This window comes from Kitasatospora sp. NPDC088160, from assembly GCF_044741445.1.
Lineage (GTDB): Bacteria > Actinomycetota > Actinomycetes > Streptomycetales > Streptomycetaceae > Kitasatospora.
This window is the reverse complement of record NZ_JBIUSS010000005.1, coordinates 234035-259080: the sequence shown is the minus strand read 5'-3', so window position 1 is coordinate 259080 and position 25046 is coordinate 234035. Positions and strand designations below refer to the sequence as shown.

Annotated in this window: 22 protein-coding genes; 13 read left to right on the top strand and 9 right to left on the bottom strand. The window is 71.7% G+C overall.

The annotated features are described in order from the left end of the window. The first annotated feature begins 4 nt into the window (after nucleotides 1-4). The 4 genes from sigM (at nucleotide 5) to trxA (ending at nucleotide 3317) form a co-directional block, all read left to right on the top strand. A complete protein-coding gene (sigM, locus tag ACIOGZ_RS09970; protein ID WP_363579868.1) occupies nucleotides 5-730 on the top strand; it encodes an RNA polymerase sigma factor SigM in 726 nt (241 codons plus the stop codon). Further along, nucleotides 727-1674 carry a hypothetical protein gene (locus ACIOGZ_RS09965; RefSeq protein WP_363579869.1) on the top strand — a complete coding sequence of 316 codons (948 nt, stop codon included), beginning with the start codon at nucleotides 727-729 and terminating at the stop codon, nucleotides 1672-1674. The genes sigM and ACIOGZ_RS09965 overlap by 4 nt, the downstream gene beginning before the upstream one ends. 204 nt (nucleotides 1675-1878) lie before the next feature. Further along, entirely contained in the window at nucleotides 1879-2847 is a 969-nt protein-coding gene (gene trxB, locus ACIOGZ_RS09960) for a thioredoxin-disulfide reductase (RefSeq protein WP_363579870.1), read from the top strand. A gap of 143 nt (nucleotides 2848-2990) precedes the next feature. Continuing rightward, on the top strand, nucleotides 2991-3317 hold the full coding sequence (trxA, locus tag ACIOGZ_RS09955) for a thioredoxin (protein WP_363579871.1): 327 nt from the start codon (nucleotides 2991-2993) through the stop codon (nucleotides 3315-3317). 78 nt (nucleotides 3318-3395) lie between these two features. On the opposite strand, the gene ACIOGZ_RS09950 is transcribed toward trxA, so the two are convergent. From ACIOGZ_RS09950 to rpmH, 9 genes are all read right to left on the bottom strand, one after another. Then, nucleotides 3396-4013, bottom strand: a complete 618-nt coding sequence (locus ACIOGZ_RS09950) for a GNAT family N-acetyltransferase (protein ID WP_350876727.1) — start codon at nucleotides 4011-4013, stop codon at nucleotides 3396-3398. A gap of 124 nt (nucleotides 4014-4137) precedes the next feature. Continuing rightward, nucleotides 4138-5196 (bottom strand): ParB/RepB/Spo0J family partition protein, encoded by a 1059-nt coding sequence (locus tag ACIOGZ_RS09945; protein WP_363579872.1) that lies wholly within the window; start codon nucleotides 5194-5196, stop codon nucleotides 4138-4140. Continuing rightward, nucleotides 5193-6143 carry a ParA family protein gene (locus ACIOGZ_RS09940; RefSeq protein ID WP_350876943.1) on the bottom strand — a complete coding sequence of 317 codons (951 nt, stop codon included), beginning with the start codon at nucleotides 6141-6143 and terminating at the stop codon, nucleotides 5193-5195. Before ACIOGZ_RS09940 ends, ACIOGZ_RS09945 begins: the two co-directional genes overlap by 4 nt. Nucleotides 6144-6450: 307 nt before the next feature. Continuing rightward, on the bottom strand, nucleotides 6451-7290 hold the full coding sequence (gene rsmG, locus ACIOGZ_RS09935) for a 16S rRNA (guanine(527)-N(7))-methyltransferase RsmG (RefSeq protein WP_363579873.1): 840 nt from the start codon (nucleotides 7288-7290) through the stop codon (nucleotides 6451-6453). A gap of 178 nt (nucleotides 7291-7468) precedes the next feature. Further along, nucleotides 7469-7999 carry a R3H domain-containing nucleic acid-binding protein gene (locus tag ACIOGZ_RS09930; protein WP_363579874.1) on the bottom strand — a complete coding sequence of 177 codons (531 nt, stop codon included), beginning with the start codon at nucleotides 7997-7999 and terminating at the stop codon, nucleotides 7469-7471. A gap of 82 nt (nucleotides 8000-8081) precedes the next feature. Continuing rightward, complete coding sequence (gene yidC / locus ACIOGZ_RS09925) at nucleotides 8082-9245, bottom strand: membrane protein insertase YidC (RefSeq protein WP_363579875.1); 1164 nt, start codon at nucleotides 9243-9245, stop codon at nucleotides 8082-8084. After that, nucleotides 9242-9613 (bottom strand): membrane protein insertion efficiency factor YidD, encoded by a 372-nt coding sequence (gene yidD, locus ACIOGZ_RS09920; RefSeq protein ID WP_063348465.1) that lies wholly within the window; start codon nucleotides 9611-9613, stop codon nucleotides 9242-9244. The genes yidC and yidD overlap by 4 nt, the downstream gene beginning before the upstream one ends. Next, nucleotides 9610-10038 carry a ribonuclease P protein component gene (rnpA, locus tag ACIOGZ_RS09915; protein ID WP_350876735.1) on the bottom strand — a complete coding sequence of 143 codons (429 nt, stop codon included), beginning with the start codon at nucleotides 10036-10038 and terminating at the stop codon, nucleotides 9610-9612. Before rnpA ends, yidD begins: the two co-directional genes overlap by 4 nt. 18 nt (nucleotides 10039-10056) lie before the next feature. Further along, the gene (rpmH, locus tag ACIOGZ_RS09910) at nucleotides 10057-10194 is read right to left on the bottom strand and encodes a 50S ribosomal protein L34 (protein WP_030392420.1); all 138 of its coding nucleotides are present in this window, start codon (nucleotides 10192-10194) and stop codon (nucleotides 10057-10059) included. Nucleotides 10195-10666: 472 nt separating this feature from the next. Between rpmH and dnaA the strand changes: the two genes are divergently transcribed. The 9 genes from dnaA to ACIOGZ_RS09865 all read left to right on the top strand — a co-directional run bounded on the left by dnaA (nucleotide 10667) and on the right by ACIOGZ_RS09865 (nucleotide 25032). Next, nucleotides 10667-12562 carry a chromosomal replication initiator protein DnaA gene (dnaA, locus tag ACIOGZ_RS09905; protein WP_363579876.1) on the top strand — a complete coding sequence of 632 codons (1896 nt, stop codon included), beginning with the start codon at nucleotides 10667-10669 and terminating at the stop codon, nucleotides 12560-12562. Between the two features lie 962 nt (nucleotides 12563-13524). Next, nucleotides 13525-14655, top strand: a complete 1131-nt coding sequence (gene dnaN, locus ACIOGZ_RS09900; RefSeq protein WP_363579877.1) for a DNA polymerase III subunit beta — start codon at nucleotides 13525-13527, stop codon at nucleotides 14653-14655. A gap of 182 nt (nucleotides 14656-14837) precedes the next feature. Continuing rightward, entirely contained in the window at nucleotides 14838-15713 is an 876-nt protein-coding gene (gnd, locus tag ACIOGZ_RS09895; RefSeq protein ID WP_363579878.1) for a phosphogluconate dehydrogenase (NAD(+)-dependent, decarboxylating), read from the top strand. A gap of 37 nt (nucleotides 15714-15750) precedes the next feature. Next, on the top strand, nucleotides 15751-16884 hold the full coding sequence (gene recF / locus ACIOGZ_RS09890; RefSeq protein WP_363579879.1) for a DNA replication/repair protein RecF: 1134 nt from the start codon (nucleotides 15751-15753) through the stop codon (nucleotides 16882-16884). A 106-nt stretch (nucleotides 16885-16990) separates the two neighbouring features. Beyond that, a complete protein-coding gene (locus ACIOGZ_RS09885; protein ID WP_363579880.1) occupies nucleotides 16991-17530 on the top strand; it encodes a DciA family protein in 540 nt (179 codons plus the stop codon). A gap of 268 nt (nucleotides 17531-17798) precedes the next feature. Beyond that, nucleotides 17799-19814, top strand: a complete 2016-nt coding sequence (gene gyrB, locus ACIOGZ_RS09880) for a DNA topoisomerase (ATP-hydrolyzing) subunit B (RefSeq protein ID WP_363579881.1) — start codon at nucleotides 17799-17801, stop codon at nucleotides 19812-19814. Nucleotides 19815-19872: 58 nt separating this feature from the next. Further along, entirely contained in the window at nucleotides 19873-22485 is a 2613-nt protein-coding gene (gene gyrA, locus ACIOGZ_RS09875) for a DNA gyrase subunit A (protein WP_363579882.1), read from the top strand. A 151-nt stretch (nucleotides 22486-22636) separates the two neighbouring features. Continuing rightward, complete coding sequence (locus ACIOGZ_RS09870) at nucleotides 22637-23377, top strand: DUF3566 domain-containing protein (protein ID WP_363579883.1); 741 nt, start codon at nucleotides 22637-22639, stop codon at nucleotides 23375-23377. A gap of 260 nt (nucleotides 23378-23637) precedes the next feature. Continuing rightward, entirely contained in the window at nucleotides 23638-25032 is a 1395-nt protein-coding gene (locus ACIOGZ_RS09865; RefSeq protein WP_400804310.1) for a class I SAM-dependent methyltransferase, read from the top strand. Nucleotides 25033-25046 lie beyond the last annotated feature (14 nt).

Genomic DNA, 25046 nt, shown 5'->3' with positions numbered 1-25046 from the left:
AGGGGTGACGGTGGCGGAGGACGACGCGGCGCTGCTCGCCCGGCACGTCGCCGGCGACCCGGACGCCTTCGGCCTCCTGGTGAACCGCCACCGCGACCGGCTCTGGGCGGTCGCCCTGCGCACCCTGGGCGACCGCGAGGAGGCCGCCGACGCCCTCCAGGACGCCCTGGTCTCCGCCTTCCGCGCCGCCCCCGGCTTCCAGGGCCGCTCGGCGGTCACCACCTGGCTGCACCGGATCGTGGTCAACGCCTGTCTGGACCGCGCCCGGCGCAGCGCCACCCGCCGCACCACCCCGCTCGACGAGGACCCGCGGCGCCTGGACACCCTGGTCGGCGCCGCGGAACCGGCCGACTCCCCGGTGGTCCGGGCCGAGGTGCAGCGCGAGCTGGCCGCCGCGCTCGCCGAGCTGCCCGCCGAGCAGCGGGCCGCGCTGGTCCTGGTCGACATGCAGGGCTACCCCGTCGCCGAGGCCGCCGAGCTGCTGGGCGTCCCGGTGGGCACGGTGAAGAGCCGCTGCGCCCGGGGCCGGGCCCGGCTGCTCCCGCTGGTCCGCCACCTGCGCGAGAGCGGCGGCGGGCCGGATGTTTCACGTGAAACACCGAACGCCCCCGGCACGGCCCCGCCACCTCGGCGGAACGCGCCGGGGAACCCGACGGGCACCGGCACCGTCACAGGGGCAGGCCCGAACACCGGTCGGACGGTTCTGGAAGGAGACGCGAGCACGCGATGACGGCCCACCTCTCCTCCCCCGGCCCCGCCGAGGACCACCCCTCCGTCGAGGAGCTCGCCGACCTCGCCGAGGGGCTGGTCGAGTCCGCCGACGCCGCCCGGACGCTGCGTCGGCACCTGGACGACTGCGCCGAGTGCCGCGAGACCGCCGACGCACTCGGTGAGGTCCAGGCACTGCTCGGCGCCGTCGAAGCCCCGCCGATGCCCGCCGACGTCGCCGCCCGGCTGGACGCCGCCCTCGCCTCGGCCGCCGCCTCCGCAGCGGCGGAGGAGGCCGAGAACGCCCCCCTCGGAGCCTCCCGGGCCGCCGTCCCTGCCCCGGCCGCCCGGGCCGCCGCGGCGCCCGCCGCACCCCCTTCCCGGCCCGCCGCGCCCACCGGCCCGGGCCGGCCCCGCCCCCGCCCCCGGCGGCGGCGCGCCGGCCTGCTGCTCGGCGCGGCCGCCGCCCTGGCCGCGATCGCCCTCGGCGCAGCCCTGCTGCTGCACCCGGCCGGCCAGGACGACCAGCACCCGGCCCTGTCCGCCGGCGCCCCCGCCTCCGCCTCCCTCGGCACCGGCGCGAGCCCCGGCACGGCGCAGAGCTCCCGCGCCGACCACGCCGCGGGAGCCGGCCCGACCTACCAGGACGATCAGCTCGCCACCCAGATCCAGCAGCTGCTGGCCCGGTCGGGCACCGCCCCCGGACTGCGCCCGACCGGGCCCGCCAAGCCCTCCGCCGCGATGCCCGCCGACGGCCGCCAGGAGCTCACCGCCCAGGCCTCCCCGCCGTCCTGCCCGGCCCCCGCCGAGGGCGTGCCGCTCGCCACCGACCACGGCAGCTACGCGGGCGCCCCGGTCGAGGTCCTGGTCTACCCGGCGCCCGGCCGGCCCGGGTTCGCGGACGTCTACCTGCGCTCCCCCGGCTGCGGCCCGGTCGTGCTGCAGCGCACCGTCCCCACCCGTTGACGTCCCGGGGATCGGAGGTCCCGGGGATCGGGGCCCCGTTCCCATGCGATCGACGAGCGGGGCGCCGCGCCGCTCCCACAGTGCGGCCGCCTGGTACTGATCCGCCTGGGAATGCGAGACACTGGTCAGTCGTTGTCCCGGGCGGCGGAGCAGAACCGCCCTCCCCGCACCTAGCGCGGGTCGCGATGCGAACCAGGAGATGCAGTGAGCGACGTCCGTAACGTGATCATCATCGGTTCCGGCCCGGCCGGCTACACGGCCGCGCTCTACACGGCGCGGGCCTCCCTCAAGCCGCTGGTGTTCGAGGGGGCCGTCACCGCCGGCGGCGCCCTGATGAACACCACCGAGGTCGAGAACTTCCCGGGCTTCCGGGACGGCATCATGGGCCCCGAGCTGATGGACAACATGCGGGCGCAGGCCGAGCGCTTCGGCGCCGAGCTGATCCCGGACGACATCGTCTCGGTCGACCTCACCGGTGACATCAAGACCGTCACCGACTCCGAGGGCAACGTGCACCGGGCGCGCGCCGTGATCGTCACCACCGGCTCCCAGCACCGCAAGCTCGGCCTGCCGAACGAGGACAAGCTCTCCGGTCGCGGTGTCTCCTGGTGCGCCACCTGCGACGGCTTCTTCTTCCGCGACCAGGACATCGCGGTGGTCGGCGGCGGCGACACCGCCCTGGAGGAGGCGACCTTCCTCTCCCGCTTCGCCAAGAGCGTCACGATCATCCACCGCCGGGACAGCCTGCGCGCCTCCAAGGCGATGCAGGAGCGCGCCTTCGCCGACGAGAAGATCCGCTTCGAGTGGGACAGCGCGGTCGAGGCCATCCACGGCGACCCGAAGCTGAGCGGCGTCACCCTGCGCGACACCACCACCGGCGAGACCCGCGAGCTGGCCGTCACCGGCCTGTTCATCGCGATCGGCCACGACCCGCGCACCGACCTGTTCAAGGGCCAGCTGGACCTCGACGCGGAGGGCTACCTCAAGGTCGAGGCGCCCTCGACCCGGACCAACATCCCGGGCGTGTTCGGCGCCGGCGACGTCGTGGACCACACCTACCGCCAGGCCATCACGGCCTCCGGCACCGGCTGCTCCGCCGCGCTGGACGCCGAGCGCCACCTCGCCGCCCTGGACGACCTGGAGGCCAAGGCCACCGCCGCCGTGGCGGTCTGACCCCCTCGCCACCGACCGACCCCCGCGGGGGTGTGACACCCGTTTCACGTGAAACACCCCCGCCCCGGCCAGGGCGAAACAGAACGGGCCCGCCCGTTGTTCACCTGGCAGCAGCCCCCTCCGTCCGAACCCGAGGAGTTCCCGTGGCCGGCGCCACCACCACCGTCACCGACGCGACGTTCAAGGCCGACGTCCTGGACAGCGACAAGCCCGTGCTCGTCGACTTCTGGGCCACCTGGTGCGGCCCGTGCCGCCAGGTCGCCCCGATCCTGGACGAGATCGCGTCCGAGCACGGCGACAAGCTGACCATCGCCAAGCTGGACGTGGACGCCAACCAGGCGACCGCCGCCCAGTACGGCGTCATCTCGATCCCGACCCTGATCCTCTACAAGGGCGGCGAGCCGGTGAAGTCCATCACCGGTGCCCGTCCGAAGGCCGCGCTGCTGCGCGAGCTGGACGGCTTCATCTAGGTCGACCGGTCGTCGACCGTACGACGGCGGCGGGGCTCCCCACACCGGGGAGCCCCGCCGCCGTCGTTTCCACCCGCCTCAGAACGGCCGCAGCGCCGGCTCCTTGCGCGCCCCGCCGAGCAGCCGCTCCAGCGCCACCTCCACATCGCCCCGCCAGGACAGCGTGGTGCGCGCCTCCAGCCGCAGTCGCGGGTAACGGTGATGCGAGCGGACGGTCTTGAAGCCGACCGCGAGCAGGTGGTCGGCCGGCAGCACGCAGCTGACCGGCTCGGGACCGGCCGAGCCGAAGGCCTCGATCGCCCGCACCCCGCGCCCGAGCAGGTCCTTGGCCACGGTCTGCACCAGCACCCGGCCGAGCCCCTGCCGCTGGTAGCCCGGAACCACCCGGCTGACCATCAGCTGGACGGCGTCCGGCGAGACCGGACTGGTCGGGAAGGACTGCGACCGGGGGACGTAGGCGGGCGGCGCGTACAGCACGAAGCCGGCCGGCTGGTCGTCCACGTAGACGATCCGACCGCAGGACCCCCACTCCAGCAGCACCGCGGAGATCCACCCCTCCTTCTCCAGCTCCGGCTTCCCGGACTCCACCGCCGCCTTCCCGCTGACCGGGTCCAGCTCCCAGAACACGCAGGAGCGGCAGGTCGTCGGCAGATCGGCGAGGTTGTCCAGGGTCAGCGGAGCGATCCGGCGTCCCATGCCCCGCACCTCCTCCTCCACTTCACGGTCGAGCATGCCCCCACAGACGCCGACGGGTGCATGTTTCACGTGAAACAGTGCTCACGCGGAACATGCACCCATCGGGTGTCGTCCCCGGCCCGGCTCAGCCCTGCGACAGCCGCAGACCGTCCTCGCCCGGGGCCAGGCTGTCCAGGATCCGGTTCAGGTCCTCCACCGAACCGAACTCCAGCACCACCTTGCCCTTGCCCAGCTTGCCGCCGCGCTGCGACACCTCGACCTTGACCCGGGTGTCGAAGCGGTCCGACAGCCGGCTCGCCAGATCGTTGAAGGCCGGGGAGATCAGCTTGCCCGCCTTCGGCGCCTGGCGCTTCGGCTTCCGGTCCTCCTCCTCGGCCATCAGCGCGACGATCTCCTCGGTGGTCCGCACCGAGAGGCCCTCCGCGACGATCCGCTTGGCCAGCAGCTCCCGCCGCTCGTCGTCCGGCACCCCGAGCAGCGCCCGGGCGTGGCCGGCGGTCAGCACTCCGGCGGCGACCCGGCTCTGCACGGTGGGCGAGAGCTTCAGCAGCCGCAGCGTGTTGGAGACGTGCGAACGCGAGCGGCCGATCCGGTCGGCCAGCTCGTCGTGGGTGCAGGAGAAGTCCCGCAGCAACTGGTCGTAGGCGGCCGCCTCCTCCAACGGGTTCAGCTCGGCCCGGTGCAAGTTCTCCAGCAGGGCGTCCAGCAGCAGCTTGTCGTCCTCGGTGGCGCGGACGATCGCCGGAATCTGCTTCAGCCCGGCCTCCTTGGAGGCGCGCCAGCGGCGCTCGCCCATGATCAGCTCGAAGCGATCGGGCGCGACCTGGCGCACCACGATCGGCTGGAGCAGACCGACCTCCTTGATCGAGACGACCAGCTCGGCCAGCTTGTCGTCGTCGAAGACCTCACGCGGCTGACGCGGGTTGGACGTGATCGCGTCCAGCGGCAGCTCCGCGAAGAAGGCACCGGCCGCCGGCGCCGGCTGCGCCTGCTCGGCCCGCTTCTCCGCGGCCGCCCGGGCCGCCACCGTGCCGCGGCCGGTCGGCAGCGTCGGTACCGAGGTCGGGGACGTCGCGCCGGTCGCCCCCACCGGGGCCGGTGCGGGCGCGGCCCCGCCGTCCACCGGCACGGCGGGGCGGATCAGCGCCTCCAGCCCTCGTCCCAAACCCCTGCGACCGCTCACCGATGACCCTCCGTCGTACCGTGCTGTGCCACCGGGGCTCCGTGCCCCGTACCGCTGCCGTGCCGCTGCTGCCCCAGGAGCGGGCCGCCGCCCGTCCCCGCCGCGCGCAGCCCGAGCTCGCGGGCGGCCTCCAGGTAGGAGAGCGCCCCGGTCGAGCCCGGGTCGTAGGTGAGGACCGTCTGACCGTAGCTGGGCGCCTCCGAGATGCGCACCGAGCGCGGGATCGCGGTGCTCAGCACCTCCTGCGGGAAGTGCGTCCGGACCTCCTCGGCGACCTGGGCGGCCAGCCTCGTCCGGGCGTCGTACATGGTGAGCAGGATGGTCGAGACGTGCAGCGCGGGGTTGAGGTGCGCGCGCACCAGTTCGACGTTGCGCAGCAGCTGGCCCAGGCCCTCCAGCGCGTAGTACTCGCACTGGATCGGGATCAGCACCTCCCGCCCGGCCACCAGGGCGTTGACCGTCAGCAGGCCCAGCGAGGGCGGACAGTCGATCAGGACGTAGTCCAGCGGCTGCTCGTAGGCGGCGATGGCGCGCTGGAGCCGGCTCTCCCGGGCCACCAGCGACACCAGCTCGATCTCGGCGCCGGCCAGGTCGATGGTCGCGGGGACGCAGAACAGCCCCTCGACGTCCACCACCGGCTGCACCACGTCGGCGAGCGGCTTGCCCTCGACCAGGACGTCGTAGACGGAGGGCACCTCGGCGTGGTGGTCGATGCCGAGGGCGGTGGAGGCGTTGCCCTGCGGGTCGAGGTCGACAACCAGGACGCGCAGTCCGTGCATGGCGAGCGAGGCGGCCAGGTTGACGGTGGTGGTGGTCTTGCCGACCCCGCCCTTCTGGTTGGCAACCACGATCACCCGGGTGGCGCCGGGGCGGGGAAGACCCTCACCCGCTCGGCCGATCGCCTGAACCGCAGCCTGGGCAGCCCTCGCGATGGGCGTGTCATCGATCTGGTCGATGGTCTCCGAGTCCTGCATGAGGGTCAGTGTTTCACGTGAAACCGGAGCGGCAACAGTCGCCGCCCGGCTGCGGCCGAGGATTCCCGAGAGCAAGGAGCGACGTTTCACGTGAAACACCATGCCCGCTATGTCGGGAATCTGACGTTGCGACACTCCGGTGTCCTCCCGTCGACCGGCCGTCACCCCGACGGCCACCGGAACGCCGACGGGCGGGCGGCTCCCCCCTCAGGAGGAACCACCCGCCCGTCGTCGAGCGTGTCCGGCGTCACCCGCCTCAGCGGCTGCGGCGTCACCCGCCTCAGCGGCTGCGGCGCCGCCCGCCCCGGCTGCGCTCGCCGGTCCGGGCGCCCGCGTTCCGTCCGGCCCGGGCCGCCTTCGCCCGCCGGGTCGCGGCCTTCACCCCGCCGGGGCTCTCCCCCGCCTTGACCTGGACCACCCGGGTCGAGGTCTCCAGGGTGCCCTCGCCGACCGAGATCACGCTCCACTCGACCGCACCCAGCTTGGTCAGCCCGGCCCGCGAGTCGGCCAGCTCCTGCTCGGCGCTGTCGCCCTTGAGCGCCAGCATCTGCCCGTGCGGACGGAGCAGCGGCATCCCCCAGCCGGCCAGCCGGTCCAGCGGCGCCACCGCCCGGGCGGTCACCACGTCCACCGCGAGCTTGCCGACCATCTCCTCGGCGCGGCCGCGCAGCACCGTGACGTTCTCCAGCCCCAGCTCCCGGACGACCTCCTCCAGGAAGGTGGTCCGCCGCAGCAGCGGCTCCAGCAGCGTCACCGAGACGTCCGGACGGGCCAGCGCCACCGGGATGCCCGGCAGGCCGGCACCGGAGCCGACGTCGCACAGGGTGGAGCCGGCCGGCAGCAGCTCCGCGAGCACCGCGCAGTTGAGGACGTGCCGGTCCCAGAGCCGGGGCACCTCGCGCGGCCCGATCAGCCCGCGCCGCACGCCCGCGGTGGCCAGCAGCTCGGTGTAGCGGACCGCGGCGTCGAAACGATCACCGAAGACCTCCCGGGCGACGGCCGGGGCCTCGGCCAGCTCGGGCACCTCGGTCGCCTCGACCGCCTCGGCGGCCGGCCCCGCAGCGGCCGGATTCACGTCGTCCGCCCCCGGCCGGCCAGCGGCCGCGTTCTCCGTGTCCATCTCGACCTCTCCGATCCCCGGATCCACCGACCCGCTCTCCGCACAGTTTCACGTGAAACATCTCGCGCCGGGCCCACGCCCCGCGAAGGGACGACGACCCCGCCCGCACGAGGCGGACGGGGTCGCGTCCGGTGAAGCCCACCGGCCGCCTCGGCGGCCGGTCGTCGTACCGCCGGCCTCAGACCGGCAGCACGACCACGCACCGCTCGGGCTCCTCGCCCTCCGACTCGCTGCGCAGACCGGCGGCCGCGACCGCGTCGTGGACGACCTTGCGCTCGAAGGGCGTCATCGGCCGCAGCTTGACCTGCTCGCCGCTGCTCTTCGCCTGCTCGGCGGCCTCGGCACCGAGCGCGGCCAGCTCGGAACGCTTGCGGGCCCGGAAGCCGGCAATGTCCAGCATGAGGCGGCTGCGCTCCCCGGTCTCCCGGTGGACAGCCAACCGGGTCAGCTCCTGCAGCGCCTCCAGCACCTCGCCGTCCTGGCCGACCAGGCGCTGCAGCGCGCGGTCGTTGCCCTCACCGACGATGGAGACCAGGGCGCGGTCGCCCTCGACGTCCATGTCGATGTCACCGTCGAGGTCGGCGATGTCGAGCAGACCCTCCAGGTAGTCCGCCGCGATGTCGCCCTCCTGCTCCAGTCGGGCGATGACGATCTCGTCGGTGCTGGCGGCGGCCTCGGCCTCGACGGCGGAGGTGGTGCCTTCCGTCACTGATGGACTCCTTCGGAGATGGGCCCAGATTGGTGGGCCGGGAACGAAGCTCTGCGCGCTGTCACAACGGGTCCAGGGCCGGTCAGGACTTCTTCTTCGGCCGCTGGCCGCCACGCTTGGGCTGCTGCCGAGCGGTGCCCGGCTTGGCCGCGCCGGGCTTGGCCGGGCCCTGCTGGGCGGCCGCCGGCTTGGCACCGGAGTCGGCCGGGACGGTGTCGGCGGGCTCCTCGGCCGGGGCCTCGGTGTCCTTGGTCAGGTCGGCGGTCTGCTGACCGGCACCGCTCTGCTGGCGCTGCGCCTTGGTCTGCTTGCGGGGCTGCTGGCGGCGCGCCTGCGCCGACTCCTCGACCACGGCGGCCGCCGCCGAGGCGGCGTCGAGGGTCGACTTGGACGGGGGCAGCAGGCCCCAGAGCGCGCCCTTGATCTCCGAACCGTCCGGGTTCAGCCGGCCGGCCTTCTTCAGACGGACCTGCCGCTCGTCCCACGCCTTGCTGCCCGGGGTCGGGTTGTTGTGGATGACGATCAGCTGCTGGCCCATCGACCAGACGTTGGTGGTCAGCCAGTAGACCAGGACACCGACGGGGAAGTTGATGCCCATCACGGCGAACATCACCGGGAAGACGTACATCAGCATCTTCTGCTGCTGCATGAACGGCGTCTTGACCGTGAGGTCGACGTTCTTGGTCATCAGCTGGCGCTGGGTGATGAACTGCGACAGCGACATCATGATGATCATCACCGCGGTGACGATCTTGACGCTGGTCTCGTGGCTGCTGACGAAGGTCGCGGAGAGCGGGGCACCGAAGATGTGCGCCTTGCCGGCGCTCAGCAGCAGGTCGCCGTGGATGACGCCGATCGGCTCGCTCTTGGCGACCTTGGCGAGCACGCCGTAGAGGGCGGTGAAGAACGGCGCCTGCACGATGATGGGAAGGCAGCTGGAGAACGGGTTGGTACCCGCCTCCTTGTACAGCTTCATCATCTCTTCGGACTGGCGCTGCTTGTCGTTCTTGTAGCGCTCCTGGATGGCCTTCATCTTCGGCTGGATCGCCTGCATGGCCCGGGTCGCCTTGATCTGCTTCACGAAGAGCGGGATCAGGCAGATCCGGATGACGACCACCATCGAGGCGATGGCCAGACCCCAGGCCCAGCCACCGTCCGGGTCGAAGATGTTGCTGTACAGCGAGTGGAACTGGACGATGATCCAGGACACCGCTGTGTACAGGGGATTCAGGAAGGAGAAGGTCACCGGTCAGGCTCCTTGGACATGTGGATTGGCCCCTCGGGGCCAATGGTCGCCGGGCCCTCGGGGTCCGGACCGGCGGGGGTCGTGGTCACCGGCTGTCCGGTGGCGGACCGGCTGCTCAGCCAGTCTCGCAGCCGCCGGTGCCACACCGGATGCTTACGCGGCGGAACGTGATCGACCCCGCCGGGCGTCCACGGATTGCAGCGCAGGATGCGCCACACGGTCAGTCCGCCGCCCTTGACCGCCCCGTGCACCTTCACGGCCTCGTAGCCGTAGTGCGAGCAGGAGGGGTAGTAGCGGCAGACCGGACCGAGCAGTGGGCTGATGGTCCACTGGTAGACCCTGATCAGACCCATCAGCAGGAACTTCATCGTCCTGCTCCCGTCGGCGCCGTCGTGGCGGACTCCACCTTCAGCAACCGTTTCAGCGCCGCGTCCAGGTCACGTTCGAGGTCCTGGTACGAGGCGGTCGCGGCCTGGGGCAGCGCACGCACCACTATCAGGCTACCGGCGGGCAGCCTGGACAGACGATCACGAACGAGGTGCCGCAACCGGCGCTTGACCAGGTTGCGAACGACCGCCGGGCCGACGGCCTTGCTCACGACGAAACCCGCACGCGCCGAAGGAGTCCCCTCGGCGACGTGCGGGCGGGAGTCGCTGGTCCGGTCGGTCTGCCCCTTGGGGTCGCCTTCTCTGCTGAGATGGACGACCAGAAGGGGCCGGCCGGCCCGGCGACCGCGTTTCACCGCGGTCGCGAAGTCCTGGCGCCGCCGCAGCCGATTCTCGGAGGGCAGCACAACAGACTCTGTCGTGGATCAGGCGGACAGGCTGGTGCGGCCCTTGCCACGGCGGGCAGCCAGGATGGCGCGGCCGGCGCGGGTACGCATACGCAGCCGGAAGCCGTGGGTCTTCGCGCGACGACGGTTGTTCGGCTGGAAGGTGCGCTTGCTCACTCGGGGGCTCCTGAGGTGAATCGTAGGATGACGGGGGATCGCTTGGCCGTCACCGTGCGTCCGCGTGATCTCCCCTGATTCGGAAATCCGACCCATCGCCCCAGTTCGGCTGGGGTTCAGGGCAATCCACGGCGCCCGTGCTGCGCGCCTTATGGAGCGGGTGGACCCGCGGACATGCGGCAGCGGCCATCGACAACTCGACCTGGTTACGGTACGCGGGACGGGGCACGAGGGTCAAACCAGCTTTTTCGAGCGGCCCCCCCAGAGGGTGCCCGGAGTCCCCTTCGCCCACAGCCTGTGGACAACGACTTGATCCGGCTCTGTTCGCTGACTACCGTTGCAGGACTTGTCTGGTTTGTTCTTCGTGTTCTTCCTCGTGGGGTCGGTCCGCCGGAGACGGACCCGCCGATCCACAGTCTCCTGATCCACCACCCCCTGCTGGAGCCGCGGGGAACCGAGAAAGCGTGCACCAGTGGCTGATGTCAACAGCGACCTCGTCCCGGTCTGGGCGAGAGTCGTCGAGCGGCTGGTCAGCGACCCGGACGTCGGGGAGATGGACAAGCAGTGGGTGCAGCGCACCCAGCCGATGTGGATGATGCACGACACCGCCCTGCTGGCGACCCCCAACGAGCGGGCCAAGCAGGTGCTGGAGGGCCGGCTGCTGCCGCAGCTCACCGAGGCCCTCAGCCGCGAGCTCAGCCGCCCGGTGCGGATCGCCGTGATGGTCGACGCCAACGCCGTCCCGACCACCCCCGCACCCGCCGCCCAGGCCCCGGCCGAGCCGTACCCCGGCCCGACCGGGGAGGATGCCGGCGGCTACGGCGGCCAGGACTACCAGCAGCCGTACGAGCAGGACTACGACCGGCCCCGCTACGACACCGGCGGCTACGAGCAGCGCCCCGCGCCGTACGGCGGCCCGGCGGCCGGCCCGGCCTGGCCCGGCTACCCCGAGCAGGGTGGCTACCCGGAGCAGGGCGGCGGCTACCCCGACCAGAACGGGTACCAGGAACAGGGCGGCTACCCCGAGCAGGGCGGCGGCTACCAGGAGCAGCCCCCCGGCTACCGCGAGGCCGACGAGCCGTCCCGGCCGGCGCCGCGCCCGATGCCCGGCCCGCCCGCGACCACCCAGGGCGACCTGTTCGGCGGCGCCTACGGCCCCGGCCCGAACGAGCAGCCCCGCGCCGGCGCCGGCCGCCGCGCCCCCGGCTCACGCCCGGCCGGCGGCCGTCCCGCGGACAAGAACGCGCCGGAGCGCGCCACCGAACGCCCGGCCGTCCCCGGCGTGCCCGCCCCGCCCGGCGCCCCGCCGGGCGGCGGCTCCCGCAAGGACGAGCCGGCCGCCCGGCTGAACCCCAAGTACCTCTTCGACACCTTCGTCATCGGCGCCAGCAACCGCTTCGCGCACGCGGCGGCGGTGGCGGTCGCCGAGGCCCCGGCCAAGGCGTACAACCCGCTCTTCATCTACGGCGAGTCCGGGCTGGGCAAGACCCACCTGCTGCACGCCATCGGGCACTACTCGCGCAGCCTCTTCCCGGGCACCCGGGTGCGCTACGTGTCCTCGGAGGAGTTCACCAACGAGTTCATCAACTCGATCCGGGACGGCAAGGCGGACACCTTCCGCCGGCGCTACCGGGACATGGACATCCTGCTCGTGGACGACATCCAGTTCCTCGCGAGCAAGGAGTCCACGCAGGAGGAGTTCTTCCACACCTTCAACACCCTGCACAACGCGAACAAGCAGATCGTGCTCTCCTCGGACCGGCCGCCCAAGCTGCTGACCACGCTGGAGGACCGGCTGCGCAACCGCTTCGAGTGGGGCCTGATCACCGACGTCACCCCGCCGGAGCTGGAGACCCGGATCGCGATCCTGCGCAAGAAGGCGATCCAGGAGCAACTCAACGCCCCGGCCGACGTGTTGGAGTTCATCGCGTCCCGGATCACCCGCAACATCCGGGAGTTGGAGGGCGCCCTGATCCGGGTCACCGCCTTCGCCAACCTCAACCGGGCGCCGGTGGACCTGGAGTTGGCCGGGATCGTCCTCAAGGACCTGATCCCGGGCGGGGACGAGGACGCCGGGCCGGAGATCACCGCGCAGGTCATCATGCAGCAGACCGCCGCGTACTTCGGGCTGGGTGTGGACGACCTCTGCGGATCCTCGCGCAGCCGCGTCCTGGTGACGGCCCGTCAGATCGCCATGTACCTCTGCCGGGAGCTGACCGACCTCTCGCTGCCGAAGATCGGCGCGCAGTTCGGCGGCCGCGACCACACCACGGTGATGCACGCGGACCGCAAGATCCGCTCGCTGATGGCCGAGCGCCGGTCGATCTACAACCAGGTCACCGAGCTGACCAACCGCATCAAGAGCTAGCCGCAGGGCCGGTGGCGGGCCGGGGCCGGATCCGGCGCCGAGGTGGCCGGAAAGGGCGTCAGGAGCGATCCTGACGCCCTTTTCTCATGTCCGCAGGTGTGCCTCGGGCGCCGGCTGGGCAGAGATGCCGTCGACGGACGTTGCGCCAGTCCACAGCCCGCGCCGAACATCTGACCGGTGATTCGAAAACCGGGGCCGCGCAGGGCAGTTGTCCACAGGGCGGGCACCTTCCCCGTAGTCCACAGGCCGGGGCGTCCGAAGTTATCCAGAATTCGTCCACAGGCGTGTCGCCGCTACGCTCTTCCGCGCAGGTCAGGTGCCTGTGGACTTGTGCACAACCGTTATCCACAGGGTGTGGACAATTGACGGGTCGCCAATGGGCCATCCGGGTTGTCCACCGGTTGTCCCCAGGGGAGGGGCGGTTATCCCCAGGTTGTCCACAGCATGATCCACAGTTCGACAAGCGTGGGGCGGCGTTCATGCCCTGGTGTGAAAGGCGTCACGTAAAGTTGACCGACACCCGTGGATAACCGGGCCCGGATCTGGGGACAGCCCTGGGGATAACCTGTGGATACCCAGCGTGCCCTGTGGGTAACGCTCCGCTGTCCACAGCACCGCGTGTTCGTCCACAGCCGCCGTCCACACCCGCTGTGGACAAAAAAGTGGGTCTGACCTGGGGAAACGGGGTTATCCACGGTTTCCACAGGCCCTACTACTACCACTACACATTTAGACCCATCGACTCGCTTGAAAGTGGGTGGGCCCCGAATCTGTGGACAACCGCGCCCCGACATCTGTTCGGCTTGCTTCCGCCCGTCTGCCCCGTCTGTCGGCGGAGTACGTCAGACTGTCCTCGGCGACTGGAAGCGGAGTGGCACAGCTCGGTGGACAGCCCGACCGACGATCATGATCAGACGAACCAGAGTGCGAGCGGGAGCGCTCGATCCAGGAGGCGGTTACCGGTGAAGTTCCGGGTGGAGCGTGACGTCCTCGCGGAGGCGGTGGCCTGGGCTGCCCGCAGCCTCCCGGCACGGCCGCCGGTGCCGGTGCTGGCCGGCCTGCTGCTGACGGCACAGGACGGCAGCCTGGCGCTGTCCGGCTTCGACTACGAGGTCTCGGCCCGGGTCGAGCTGGAGGCCGACATCGAGGAGGCCGGCACCGTCCTGGTCTCCGGTCGGCTGCTGAACGACATCTCGCGCAACCTGCCGAACCGGCCGGTGGAGATCTCCACCGACGGCCAGCGGGTCAGCGTGGTCTGCGGCAGTTCCCGATTCACCCTCCCCACCCTCCCGGTGGACGAGTACCCGGCGCTGCCCCAGATGCCGACCGCCACGGGCACCGTCTCGGGCGACGTGTTCGCCTCCGCGGTCAGCCAGGCCGCGGTGGCCGCCGGCCGCGACGACACCCTCCCGGTGCTCACCGGTGTCCGGGTCGAGATCGAGGGCGACCGGATCACCCTGGCCGCCACCGACCGCTACCGCTTCGCGGTCCGCGACCTGCTGTGGAAGCCCGAGCAGTCGGACATCTCGGCCGTCGCCCTGGTGCCCGCCAAGACGCTGCAGGACATCGCCAAGTCCCTGGGCAGCGGCGACAACGTCTCGATCGCGCTCTCCTCGGGCGGCGCGGGCGAGGGCCTGATCGGCTTCGAGGGCGCCGGCCGCCGGACGACCACGCGGCTGCTGGAGGGCGAGTTCCCCAAGTTCCGCAGCCTGTTCCCGACGGAGTTCAGCGCCGTCGCCGCGATCCAGACCCAGCCCTTCCTGGAGGCGCTCAAGCGCGTCTCGCTGGTCGCCGAGCGCAACACCCCGGTCCGGCTCAGCTTCGAGCAGGGCGTGCTGACCCTGGAGGCGGGCTCGGGCGACGACGCCCAGGCCACCGAGCGGATCGACGCCGACCTGGAGGGCGACGACATCTCGATCGCCTTCAACCCGGGCTACCTGGAGGAGGGCCTCAAGGCCATCGACTCCGCCTACGCCCAGCTGAGCTTCACCACGCCGACCAAGCCCGCGCTGCTCAGCGGCAAGGCCTCGGTGGACGCCGAGGAGGACAAGGCGTACCAGTACCTGATCATGCCGGTCCGCCTCTCCGGCTGACCTCGAGGCCGCTGCCCGCAGGCCGTCACCCACAGGCTGTGCACACCGGCTGTGCACAGCCTGTGGGCGTCCTCCCCCGGTCGGCCCGACCACAGGGAGCCGCCACCGCCGCAGCGCGTAGGCTCGGGGCGTGCGGCAACGGCGCCGCCGGCAGGCACGTCACCACAGGTAAGGACTTGGTCATGGAGCTCGGCCTCATCGGTCTCGGCAAGATGGGCGGCAACATGCGCGAGCGGATCCGCCGCGCCGGCCACACCGTCATCGGCTACGACCGCAACCCGGACATCTCCGACGTCGAGAGCCTCCAGGAGCTCGTCGCCAAGCTTCAGGGCCCGCGGGTGATCTGGGTGATGGTCCCGGCCGGCGCCGCCACCCAGGCGACCGTCGACGAACTCGCCGAGCTGCTCTCCCCCGGCGACGTGGTGGTCGACGGCGGCAACTCCCGCTGGACCGACGACATCAAGCACGCCGAGGCGCTGGCCGCCAAGGGCATCGGCTTCGTCGACTGCGGCGTCTCCGGCGGCGTCTGGGGCCTGGAGAACGGCTACGCCCTGATGTACGGCGGCGACGCCGAGCACGTGGCCCGCGTCCAGCCGGTGTTCGACTCGCTCAAGCCCGAGGGCGACTTCGGCTCGGTGCACGCGGGTGCCGTGGGCGCCGGCCACTTCGCCAAGATGGTCCACAACGGCATCGAGTACGCGATGATGCAGGCGTTCGCCGAGGGCTGGGAGCTGCTGGAGGCCGCCCCCGAGGTCACCGACGTGCGCGAGGTCTTCCGCAGCTGGCAGGAGGGCACCGTCATCCGCTCCTGGCTGCTGGACCTGGCCGTCCGCGCGCTGGACGACGACGAGCACCTGGCGAAGCTGCGCGGCTGGGCCGCCGACTCCGGTGAGGGCCGCTGGACCGTCGAGGCCGCGATCGACCACGCGGTGCCGCTGCCGGCGATCACCGCCTCGCTGTTCGCCCGCTTCGCCTCCCGCCAGGACGACTCGCCGCAGATGAAGATGATCGCCGCGCTGCGCAACCAGTTCGGCGGCCACGCGGTCGAGTCCAAGTAACCCGCACCTCCCCAGAAGGCGAGCGCAGTCCACAGCCATGCACGTCGCGCATCTGTCGCTCGCCGACTTCCGGTCGTACGCCCGGGTCGAGGTTCCCCTCGACCCGGGCGTGACGGCCTTCGTCGGGCCCAACGGCCAGGGCAAGACCAACCTGGTCGAGGCGGTCGGCTACGTCGCCACGCTGGGCAGCCACCGGGTCGCCACCGACGCCCCACTGATCCGGCTGGGCGCCGAGCGGGCGGTGGTCCGCACCTCGGTGGTGGACCGCGGCCGCACCACCCTGGTCGAGCTGGAGCTGACCCCGGGCAAGGCCAACCGGGCCCGGATCAACCGCTCCGACAACGTCCGCCCGCGCGACGTGCTGGGCCTGCTGCGGACCGTCCTGTTCGCGCCCGAGGACCTCAGCCTGGTCAAGGGCGACCCGGGTGAGCGCCGCCGTTTCCTGGACGAGCTGCTGACCGCCCGGGCCCCCCGGCTGGCCGGGGTCCGACAGGACTACGAGAGGGTCCTCAAGCAGCGCAACGCCCTGCTGAAGACCGCCGCGATGGCCCGCCGGGCCGGTGGCGGCAAGGGCGCCGACCTCTCCACCCTGGAGGTCTGGGACGGCCATCTGGCAAGGGCCGGAGCCGAGTTGACGGCCTTCCGGATCCAGCTGGTGGCTTCCCTCCAGCCGTTGGTGGCGGCCGCGTACGGGCAGCTGGCCCCGGGCGGTGGCGACACCGTCCTGGAGTACCGCAGCTCCTTCGAGGGCGGGCTGCCGACCAGCCGCGAGCAGGCCGAGGAGCAGCTGCTGAACGCGTTGCAGGCGGTCCGCAAGCAGGAGGTGGACCGGGGCATCACCCTGGTCGGCCCGCACCGCGACGAGCTGGTGCTCAGCCTCGGCCCGCTGCCCGCCAAGGGCTACGCGAGCCACGGCGAGTCCTGGTCGTTCGCGCTGGCGCTGCGGCTGGCCTCGTACGAGCTGCTGCGCGCCGACGGCGGCGAGCCGGTGCTGATCCTGGACGACGTGTTCGCCGAGCTGGACGCGGCCCGCCGGGACCGGCTGGCCGAACTGGTGGCCGGCGGCGAGCAGGTGCTGGTCACCGCGGCGGTCGCCGAGGACGTGCCGAAGACGCTGGCCGGCGCCCGGTTCGCGGTCGCCGACGGCGCCGTCCGCCGGATCGACGCCTGACTCCCCCCGCACCTTCGCAATCGCCGTCCGGGCACTCCCGTAGGCTGGACGGCTCACCGGCGCGCGTCCGCGACCGTTGTCCACAGGCTGGGGAAAGGAGATCGCCGTGAGCGAGCCGGCGGAGCACTCCCCCCGGCCGGGCGACCCGGCGCCGACCGGCGCCGACCTCGCCCGCTCCGCGCTGCGGGCGGCCCGGGCCCAGGCGCGGCAGCGCGGCGAGCAGGTCCGGGAGAAGCGCGAGGCGAAGCGGCACGGCCTGCGCAGCGGAGCCCGGTCGGACGGCCGTGACCCGGTCCCGCTGGGGGCGGCGCTGAACCGGCTGCTGACCGAACGGGGCTGGGAGTCCTCGGCCGCGGTCGGCGGGGTGATGGGCCGTTGGCCCCAGATCGTCGGCCCGGACATCGCCGCGCACTGCCACCCCTCCTCCTACGACGACACCGCCGCGGTGCTCACCGTGCAGTGCGACTCCACCGCATGGGCCACCCAACTGCGGTGGCTGGCAAGACAGTTGGTAGCCCGTCTGAACCACGAGCTGGGCCACGGCACGGTCCGCACCATCAAGGTGCTGGGCCCGGCGGCGCCCGCCCGCGGCTACGGCCGGCTGCGCGCTCCGGGGAGCAAGGGGCCGGGCGACACCTGGGGCTGACCGGGTTGCCGGCCCGTCGCCGGGGGCGCGGAGCGGACCGCGATCTTCCGGAATCCCTGACAGCCCTTCCAGGCGCTCTGGGCCCCCGGGGCGAGTATCGGGACATGTCCAGAGGGGATTCAGGGCGGCATATCTGCCTTCAAGGGCTGCCAAACGCCCATCTCTGTCAGTCGTACCGGTAGACTGAGAGCCAAACACTGTTGCTAGTGGCAACCGAGTCGAAACGCCGTGGTCGCACGCCCGCCCACACGGGGCGGGAATGCGGCCCGTGCTGTGCCAGAGAGGGCGCTTCGTGGCCGATTCCGGCAACCCCAGCCAGATCCCAGACCAGACCGACCAGGCTTCCTACACCGGTAGCAACATCCAGGTGCTGGAAGGCCTCGACGCCGTCCGTAAGCGCCCCGGCATGTACATCGGCTCCACCGGCGAGCGAGGCCTGCACCACCTGGTGCAGGAAGTGGTGGACAACTCCGTCGACGAGGCGATGGCGGGGTACGCCGACACCATCGACGTCACGATCATGGCCGACGGCGCCATCCGCTGCGTCGACAACGGCCGCGGCATCCCGGTGGACATCGTCCCCGGCCAGGAGAAGCCGGCCGTCGAGGTCGTGCTCACCGTCCTGCACGCCGGCGGCAAGTTCGGCGGCGGCGGCTACGCCGTCTCCGGCGGTCTGCACGGTGTCGGCGTCTCGGTCGTGAACGCGCTGTCCACCCGCCTGTCGGTGGAGATCCACCGCGACGGCTCGCGCTTCACCCAGGACTACAAGGCCGGTGCGCCGACCGCTCCGCTGGCCACGCACGAGGGCTCCGAGCAGACCGGCACGACCGTCACCTTCTGGGCCGACCCGGAGATCTTCGAGACCACGGTCTACTCCTTCGAGACGCTGTCCCGGCGCTTCCAGGAGATGGCCTTCCTCAACAAGGGCCTCTCCATCTCGCTCACCGACGAGCGCCCCGAGCACGTGGACGAGGAGGGCAAGCCGCTCACCGTCACGTACAAGTACGACGGCGGCATCGCCGACTTCGTCGCCCACCTCAACTCCCGCAAGGGCGAGGTGATCCACCCCTCGGTGATCGACTTCGAGGCGGAGGACAAGGACAGGGCGATCTCGGTGGAGATCGCGATGCAGTGGAACTCCTCCTACACCGAGGGGGTCTACAGCTTCGCCAACACCATCCACACGCACGGCGGCGGTACCCACGAGGAGGGCTTCCGCGCGGCGCTGACCGGCCTGGTCAACCGCTACGCGCGGGACAAGAAGCTGCTCCGGGAGAAGGACGACAACCTCTCCGGCGAGGACATCCGCGAGGGTCTGACCGCGATCATCTCGGTCAAGCTCGGCGAGCCGCAGTTCGAGGGCCAGACCAAGGACAAGCTCGGCAACACCGAGGCGAAGACCTTCGTCCAGAAGGTCGTCCACGAGCACCTCAACGACTGGTTGGACCGCAACCCCAACGAGGCCTCGGACATCATCCGCAAGTCCATCCAGGCCGCCACCGCGCGCGTCGCCGCCCGCAAGGCCCGCGACCTCACCCGCCGCAAGGGCCTGCTGGAGTCCGCCTCGCTGCCGGGCAAGCTCTCCGACTGCCAGTCCAAGGACCCGGCCGAGTGCGAGATCTTCATCGTCGAGGGTGACTCCGCCGGCGGCTCGGCCAAGCAGGGCCGCGACCCGCGCACCCAGGCCATCCTGCCGATCCGCGGCAAGATCCTGAACGTCGAGAAGGCCCGGATCGACAAGGTGCTGCAGAACACCGAGGTCCAGGCGCTCATCTCGGCCTTCGGCTGCGGCATCCAGGAGGACTACGACGAGTCCAAGCTCCGCTATCACAAGATCGTCCTGATGGCGGACGCCGACGTCGACGGTCAGCACATCCGCACCCTGCTGCTCACCCTGCTGTTCCGCTTCATGCGGCCGCTGGTCGAGTCCGGGTACGTCTACCTCGCCATGCCGCCGCTGTACAAGATCAAGTGGGGCAAGGACGACTTCGAGTACGCCTACTCCGACCGCGAGCGCGACGCGCTGATCGCGGCCGGGGTCGAGGCCGGGCGCCGGCTCCCCAAGGACGACGCGATCCAGCGCTTCAAGGGTCTCGGCGAGATGAACGCCGAGGAGCTCCGGGTCACCACCATGGACGCCGAGCACCGGCTGCTCCTCCAGGTCACCCTGGAGGACGCCGCCCGCGCCGACGAGCTGTTCTCCGTGCTGATGGGCGAGGACGTCGAGGCACGCCGCTCCTTCATCCAGCGCAACGCCAAGGACGTCCGCTTCCTGGACGTGTGACGCCGCCCGACCGGCAGCGAAGCACGTACCAGTCCGCGTGAAAGGAAACTGACCACCAGTGGTCGACGACAACCGTCCCGAAGGCGAACAGCCCGAGACCCCCACAGCCGCCGAGGCCACCGCCCAGGTGACCATGCGGATCGAGCCGGTCGAGCTCGAGACCGAGATGCAGCGCTCGTACCTCGACTACGCGATGAGCGTGATCGTCAGCCGGGCGCTCCCCGAGGTCCGCGACGGGCTCAAGCCGGTGCACCGGCGCGTGCTCTACGCGATGTACGACGGCGGGTATCGCCCCGAGAAGGGCTACTACAAGTGCGCCCGCGTCGTCGGCGACGTCATGGGCAACTACCACCCGCACGGTGACACCTCCATCTACGACACCGTCGTCCGCCTGGCCCAGCCGTGGTCGCTGCGGATGCCGCTGGTGGACGGCAACGGCAACTTCGGCTCCCCGGGCAACGACCCGGCCGCGGCCATGCGCTACACCGAGTGCAAGATGATGCCGCTCGCCATGGAGATGATGCGCGACATCGACGAGGGCACCGTCGACTTCGCGTCCAACTACGACGGCCGCTCGCAGGAGCCGACCGTCCTGCCGGCGCGCATCCCCAACCTGCTGGTCAACGGTGCCACCGGCATCGCGGTCGGCATGGCCACCAACATCCCGCCGCACAACCTGCGCGAGGTCGCCTCCGGCGCGCTCTGGGCGCTTGAGCACCCGGACGCCTCCAACGAGGAGCTGCTCGAAGCCCTGATCGAGCGGATCAAGGGCCCCGACTTCCCCACCGGCGCGCTGATCGTCGGCCACCGCGGGATCGACGACGCCTACCGCACCGGCCGCGGCTCGATCACCATGCGCGCCGTGGTCGAGGTCGAGGAGATCCAGGGCCGCCAGTGCCTGGTGATCACCGAGCTGCCGTACCAGGTCAACCCGGACAACCTCGCGCTGAAGATCGCCGACCTGGTCAAGGACGGCAGGGTCGCCGGCATCGCCGACGTCCGCGACGAGTCCTCGTCCCGCACCGGTACCCGCCTGGTGGTCGTGCTCAAGCGCGACGCCGTCGCCAAGGTCGTGCTGAACAACCTCTACAAGCACACCGAGCTGCAGACCAACTTCGGCGCCAACATGCTGGCCCTGGTCGACGGCGTGCCGCGCACGCTGTCGCTGGACGCCTTCATCCGGCACTGGGTCAACCACCAGGTCGAGGTCATCGTCCGGCGCACCACCTTCCGGCTGCGCAAGGCCGAGGAGCGCGCCCACATCCTGCGCGCCCTGCTGCGCGCCCTGGACATGATCGACGAGGTCATCGCGCTGATCCGGGCCTCGGCGAGCGCCGACGCGGCCCGCACCGGCCTGATGGGGCTGCTCTCCATCGACGAGCTCCAGGCCAACGCCATCCTGGAGATGCAGCTGCGCCGCCTGGCCGCCCTGGAGCGCCAGCGGATCATGGACGAGCACGACGAGCTGCAGCGCAAGATCGACGAGTACAACGCGATCCTGGCCTCGCCGACCCGCCAGCGGGAGATCATCTCCGAGGAGCTCACCGCGATCGTCGAGAAGTACGGCGACGAGCGGCGCTCCACCCTCATCCCGTCCGACGGCGACCTCTCGATCGAGGACCTCATCGCCGAGGAGGACATCGTCGTCACGATCACCCGTGGCGGCTACGTCAAGCGGACCCGCTCCGACCTCTACCGCTCGCAGAAGCGCGGCGGCAAGGGCGTGCGCGGAGCGCAGCTCAAGCAGGACGACATCGTCGACCACTTCTTCGTGACGACGACGCACAACTGGATCCTGTTCTTCACCAACAAGGGCCGGGTCTACCGCGCCAAGGGCTACGAGCTCCCGGACGCCGGGCGCGACGCCCGCGGCCAGCACGTGGCCAACCTGCTGGCCTTCCAGCCGGAGGAGCACATCGCCCAGGTGATGGCCGTGCGCACCTACGAGGACAAGCCCTACCTGGTCCTCGCCACCCGGGCCGGCCTGGTGAAGAAGTCCGCGCTGAAGGACTACGACTCCCCGCGCTCCGGCGGCCTGATCGCGATCAACCTGCGCCAGGACGAGGAGGGCCAGGACGACGAGCTGATCGGCGCCGAGCTGGTCTCCGCCGAGGACGACCTGCTGCTGGTCTCCAAGAAGGCCCAGTCGATCCGCTTCACCGCGACCGACGACGCGCTGCGGCCCACCGGCCGCGCGACCTCCGGCGTCAAGGGCATGGCCTTCCGCGAGGACGACGAAATGCTCTCGATGAACGTCGTCCGCCCGGGAACGTACGTGTTCACCGCCACCGACGGCGGGTACGCCAAGCGCACGGCCGTGGACGAGTACCGTGTCCAGGGGCGTGGCGGCTACGGCACCAAGGCGGCGAAGATCGTCGAGGGCCGGGGCTCGCTGGTCGGCGCGCTCGTGGTCGACGACACCGACGAGATCATGGCGATCACCCTGTCGGGTGGGGTGATCCGCACAAGGGTTTCCGAAGTTCGTGAAACCGGACGTGACACCATGGGCGTCCAACTGATCAACCTCGGTAAGCGCGACGCGGTCGTGGGCATGGCCCGCAACGCGGAAGCCGAGGACGAGGAGACGGTGGAGGACGAGGTCGCGGACACCGCTTCCACCGAAACGGCTGAGGGTGCGGAGACGACGGCCGGCGGCGACGCCGAGGTCTGAACCGAACCACGGGCCGGTGCCGTCGCGTCCTGATAGAGGGGCGTGGCGGCACCGGCCGCCCACCAGTTCCGGGCAATCCCGCCGGGCGCTGGATGACGAGTGACGAAGCAGGGCGGTGCCGCCGTCCTGGTGGGAAGTGCGGGAGGACCAGGTGAGTGGAGCCACGGGTGCTGCGGGAGGACCCTCCGGCGGCCGTCCGGGCGCGCAGGGCGGGGGTGGGTACGGCGCGCCGCAGCCGCCGGCCGAGCACTCGGCCGCGTCCACCTCGCTGATGCCACCGGTCGGCGGAGCGGGACAGGGCGGCGCGACCTACGGCGGACAGACGCCCCCGCCGCCGGGGGCCCCGGCGCCGGGCGCGAGCGGATTCTCGCAGCCGACCACCTATGCCAAGGGGCAGCCGACCCCGGCCCGGGGGACCCGGACCAGCGGCAACACCCCGCCCGGCGGCACGCCCGTCCCGGGCACGGCGCGCCGGCCGGCCCCGGCCGCCCCACCGGCGGCCGCCGGTGTCGGCCTCGGCCGGACCCGCAAGGCCCGGCTGCGGGTGACCAAGGTGGACCCGTGGTCGGTGATGAAGGTCAGCTTCCTGCTGTCGCTGGCCGTCGGGATCATCATCATCGTGGCCGCGGCGGTGCTGTGGATGACGCTGGACTCGCTCGGCGTCTTCGACTCGCTGACCAAGACCCTCAAGGACGTCACCGGCTCGGACAGCACCGGCGGCCTCAACCTGATGGACTACGTGGGCTTCGGCAAGGTGATGACCTTCACCTCGCTGATCGCCGTGGTCGACGTCGTCCTGCTGACGGCGCTGTCCACGCTCTCGGCGTTCATCTACAACGCGGCGGCCGGCTTCACCGGCGGCGTCGAGCTGACCCTGGCCGAGGAGGACTGACCCCGGTCGGATCCTGACCCCTGGTCAGTTCGCCGTCCACGGACGGAATGGACGGGCCCCGCAGGCTGTTGCAGCCTGCGGGGCCCGTCGGCATTTCGGGTGACAGCCGGCCGCCCGCGGCGTGCCGCCCGGGAGCGGGCCGGCCGCGGTGGGATTAGCTGGGTGGCGCCCGGTCCACGCCTGGGAGTGCCGCAGGCCGCCCCCGGTCCGCCCGACCGGGTCAGGAAACGTTCCGCAGGACGGCTGGACGGAGGCGCGCGGTGGCGAAGCTCGCAGGTCAACTGGTCGAGGCCCTGGACGGGCTGTTGGGGGTTCCGGTACCGCTGCGGGTCCAGGCCTGGGACGGCAGCGTCGCCGGGCCGCCGGGAGCCCCCACGGTCGTCCTGCGCAACCGGCGGGCCCTGCGCCGCCTGCTCTGGCAGCCGGGCGAGCTGGGCCTGGCCCGGGCGTACGTCGCGGGGGACCTGGAGATCACCCCCGGCACCGACCTCTACGAGGTGCTCTCGGCCGTCGCCCGGTTCGTCGAGCGGCCGGAGATCCGCCGCCTCGACCTCGGCCCGCGGGACGTGCTCGGCGCCGGCGGGCGCCGCGTCCTCGCGGCCGCGCTGCGGGCCGGGGCGCTCGGCCCCGAGCCCACGCCGCCCCAGGAGGAGGTCCGCAGGGCCCGCGGGCGGCTGCACAGCCGCAGCCGGGACCGCGCGGCCATCAGCCACCACTACGACGTCGGAAACGACTTCTACGGGCTCGTCCTGGGCTCCTCCATGGTCTACTCGTGCGCCTACTGGACCCCGGAGGCCAAGAGCCTGGAGGCCGCCCAGGAGGCCAAGCTCGACCTGATCTGCCGCAAGCTCGGCCTCCGGCCCGGGATGCGCCTGCTGGACGTCGGCTGCGGCTGGGGCTCGCTGCTGCTGCACGCGGCCGAGCACTACGGCGTCACCGCGGTCGGTGTCTCCATCTCGCGGGAGCAGGTCGCGCTGGCCCGCCGGCGGGTCGAGGAGGCCGGCCTGGCCGGGCGGGTGGAGGTCCGGCTCCAGGACTACCGGGAGATCGTCGACGGCCCGTTCGACGCGATCTCCAGCGTCGGGATGGCCGAGCACGTCGGCTCCGAGCAGTACCGGGTCTACGCCGAGGGCCTGCACCGGCTGCTGGTGCCCGGCGGCCGGCTGCTCAACCACCAGATCGCCCGCCGCCCCGACCGCCCCGGTGAGCCGCACCGCACCAGCCCCTTCATCGACCGCTACGTCTTCCCCGACGGCGAGCTCTCCCCCGTCGGTTCCACCGTGGCCCGGCTGGAGGAGGCCGGCTTCGAGGTCCGGGACGTCGAGTCGCTGCGCGAGCACTACGGGCTGACCCTGCGCGAATGGGTGGCCAACCTGGAGGCGCACTGGAGCGAGGCGGTCCGGCTGGTCGGCCGCGGCCGGGCCCGGGTCTGGCGGCTGTACATGGCCGCCAGCGCGCTCGCCTTCGAGGAGAACCGGATCGGGATCAACCAGATCCTCGCCGTCCGCAGCACCGAGGAGGGCTCGGCCGGCCTCCCGGCGACCCGCGAGGAATGGCTGCTGCGCCCGGCCGCCGGAGCGCCGCCGCTGGTCGGCGGGGTGCCCGCCGGGAACCCCGTCGGCCCGGATTTGGGAGATCGGCCATCGGTCCGCTAATCTTTCAGTGCGGC

Excerpts from the sequence above, each read along its gene's own strand:
- ACIOGZ_RS09965 (WP_363579869.1), top strand. The coding sequence starts at position 727 with ATGACGGCCCACCTCTCCTCCCCCGGCCCCGCCGAGGACCACCCCTCC.
- ACIOGZ_RS09950 (WP_350876727.1), bottom strand. The coding sequence starts at position 4,013 with ATGGGACGCCGGATCGCTCCGCTGACCCTGGACAACCTCGCCGATCTG.
- rsmG (WP_363579873.1), bottom strand. The coding sequence starts at position 7,290 with ATGGACACGGAGAACGCGGCCGCTGGCCGGCCGGGGGCGGACGACGTG.
- yidD (WP_063348465.1), bottom strand. The coding sequence starts at position 9,613 with ATGAAGTTCCTGCTGATGGGTCTGATCAGGGTCTACCAGTGGACCATC.
- gnd (WP_363579878.1), top strand. The coding sequence starts at position 14,838 with ATGGAGCTCGGCCTCATCGGTCTCGGCAAGATGGGCGGCAACATGCGC.
- recF (WP_363579879.1), top strand. The coding sequence starts at position 15,751 with ATGCACGTCGCGCATCTGTCGCTCGCCGACTTCCGGTCGTACGCCCGG.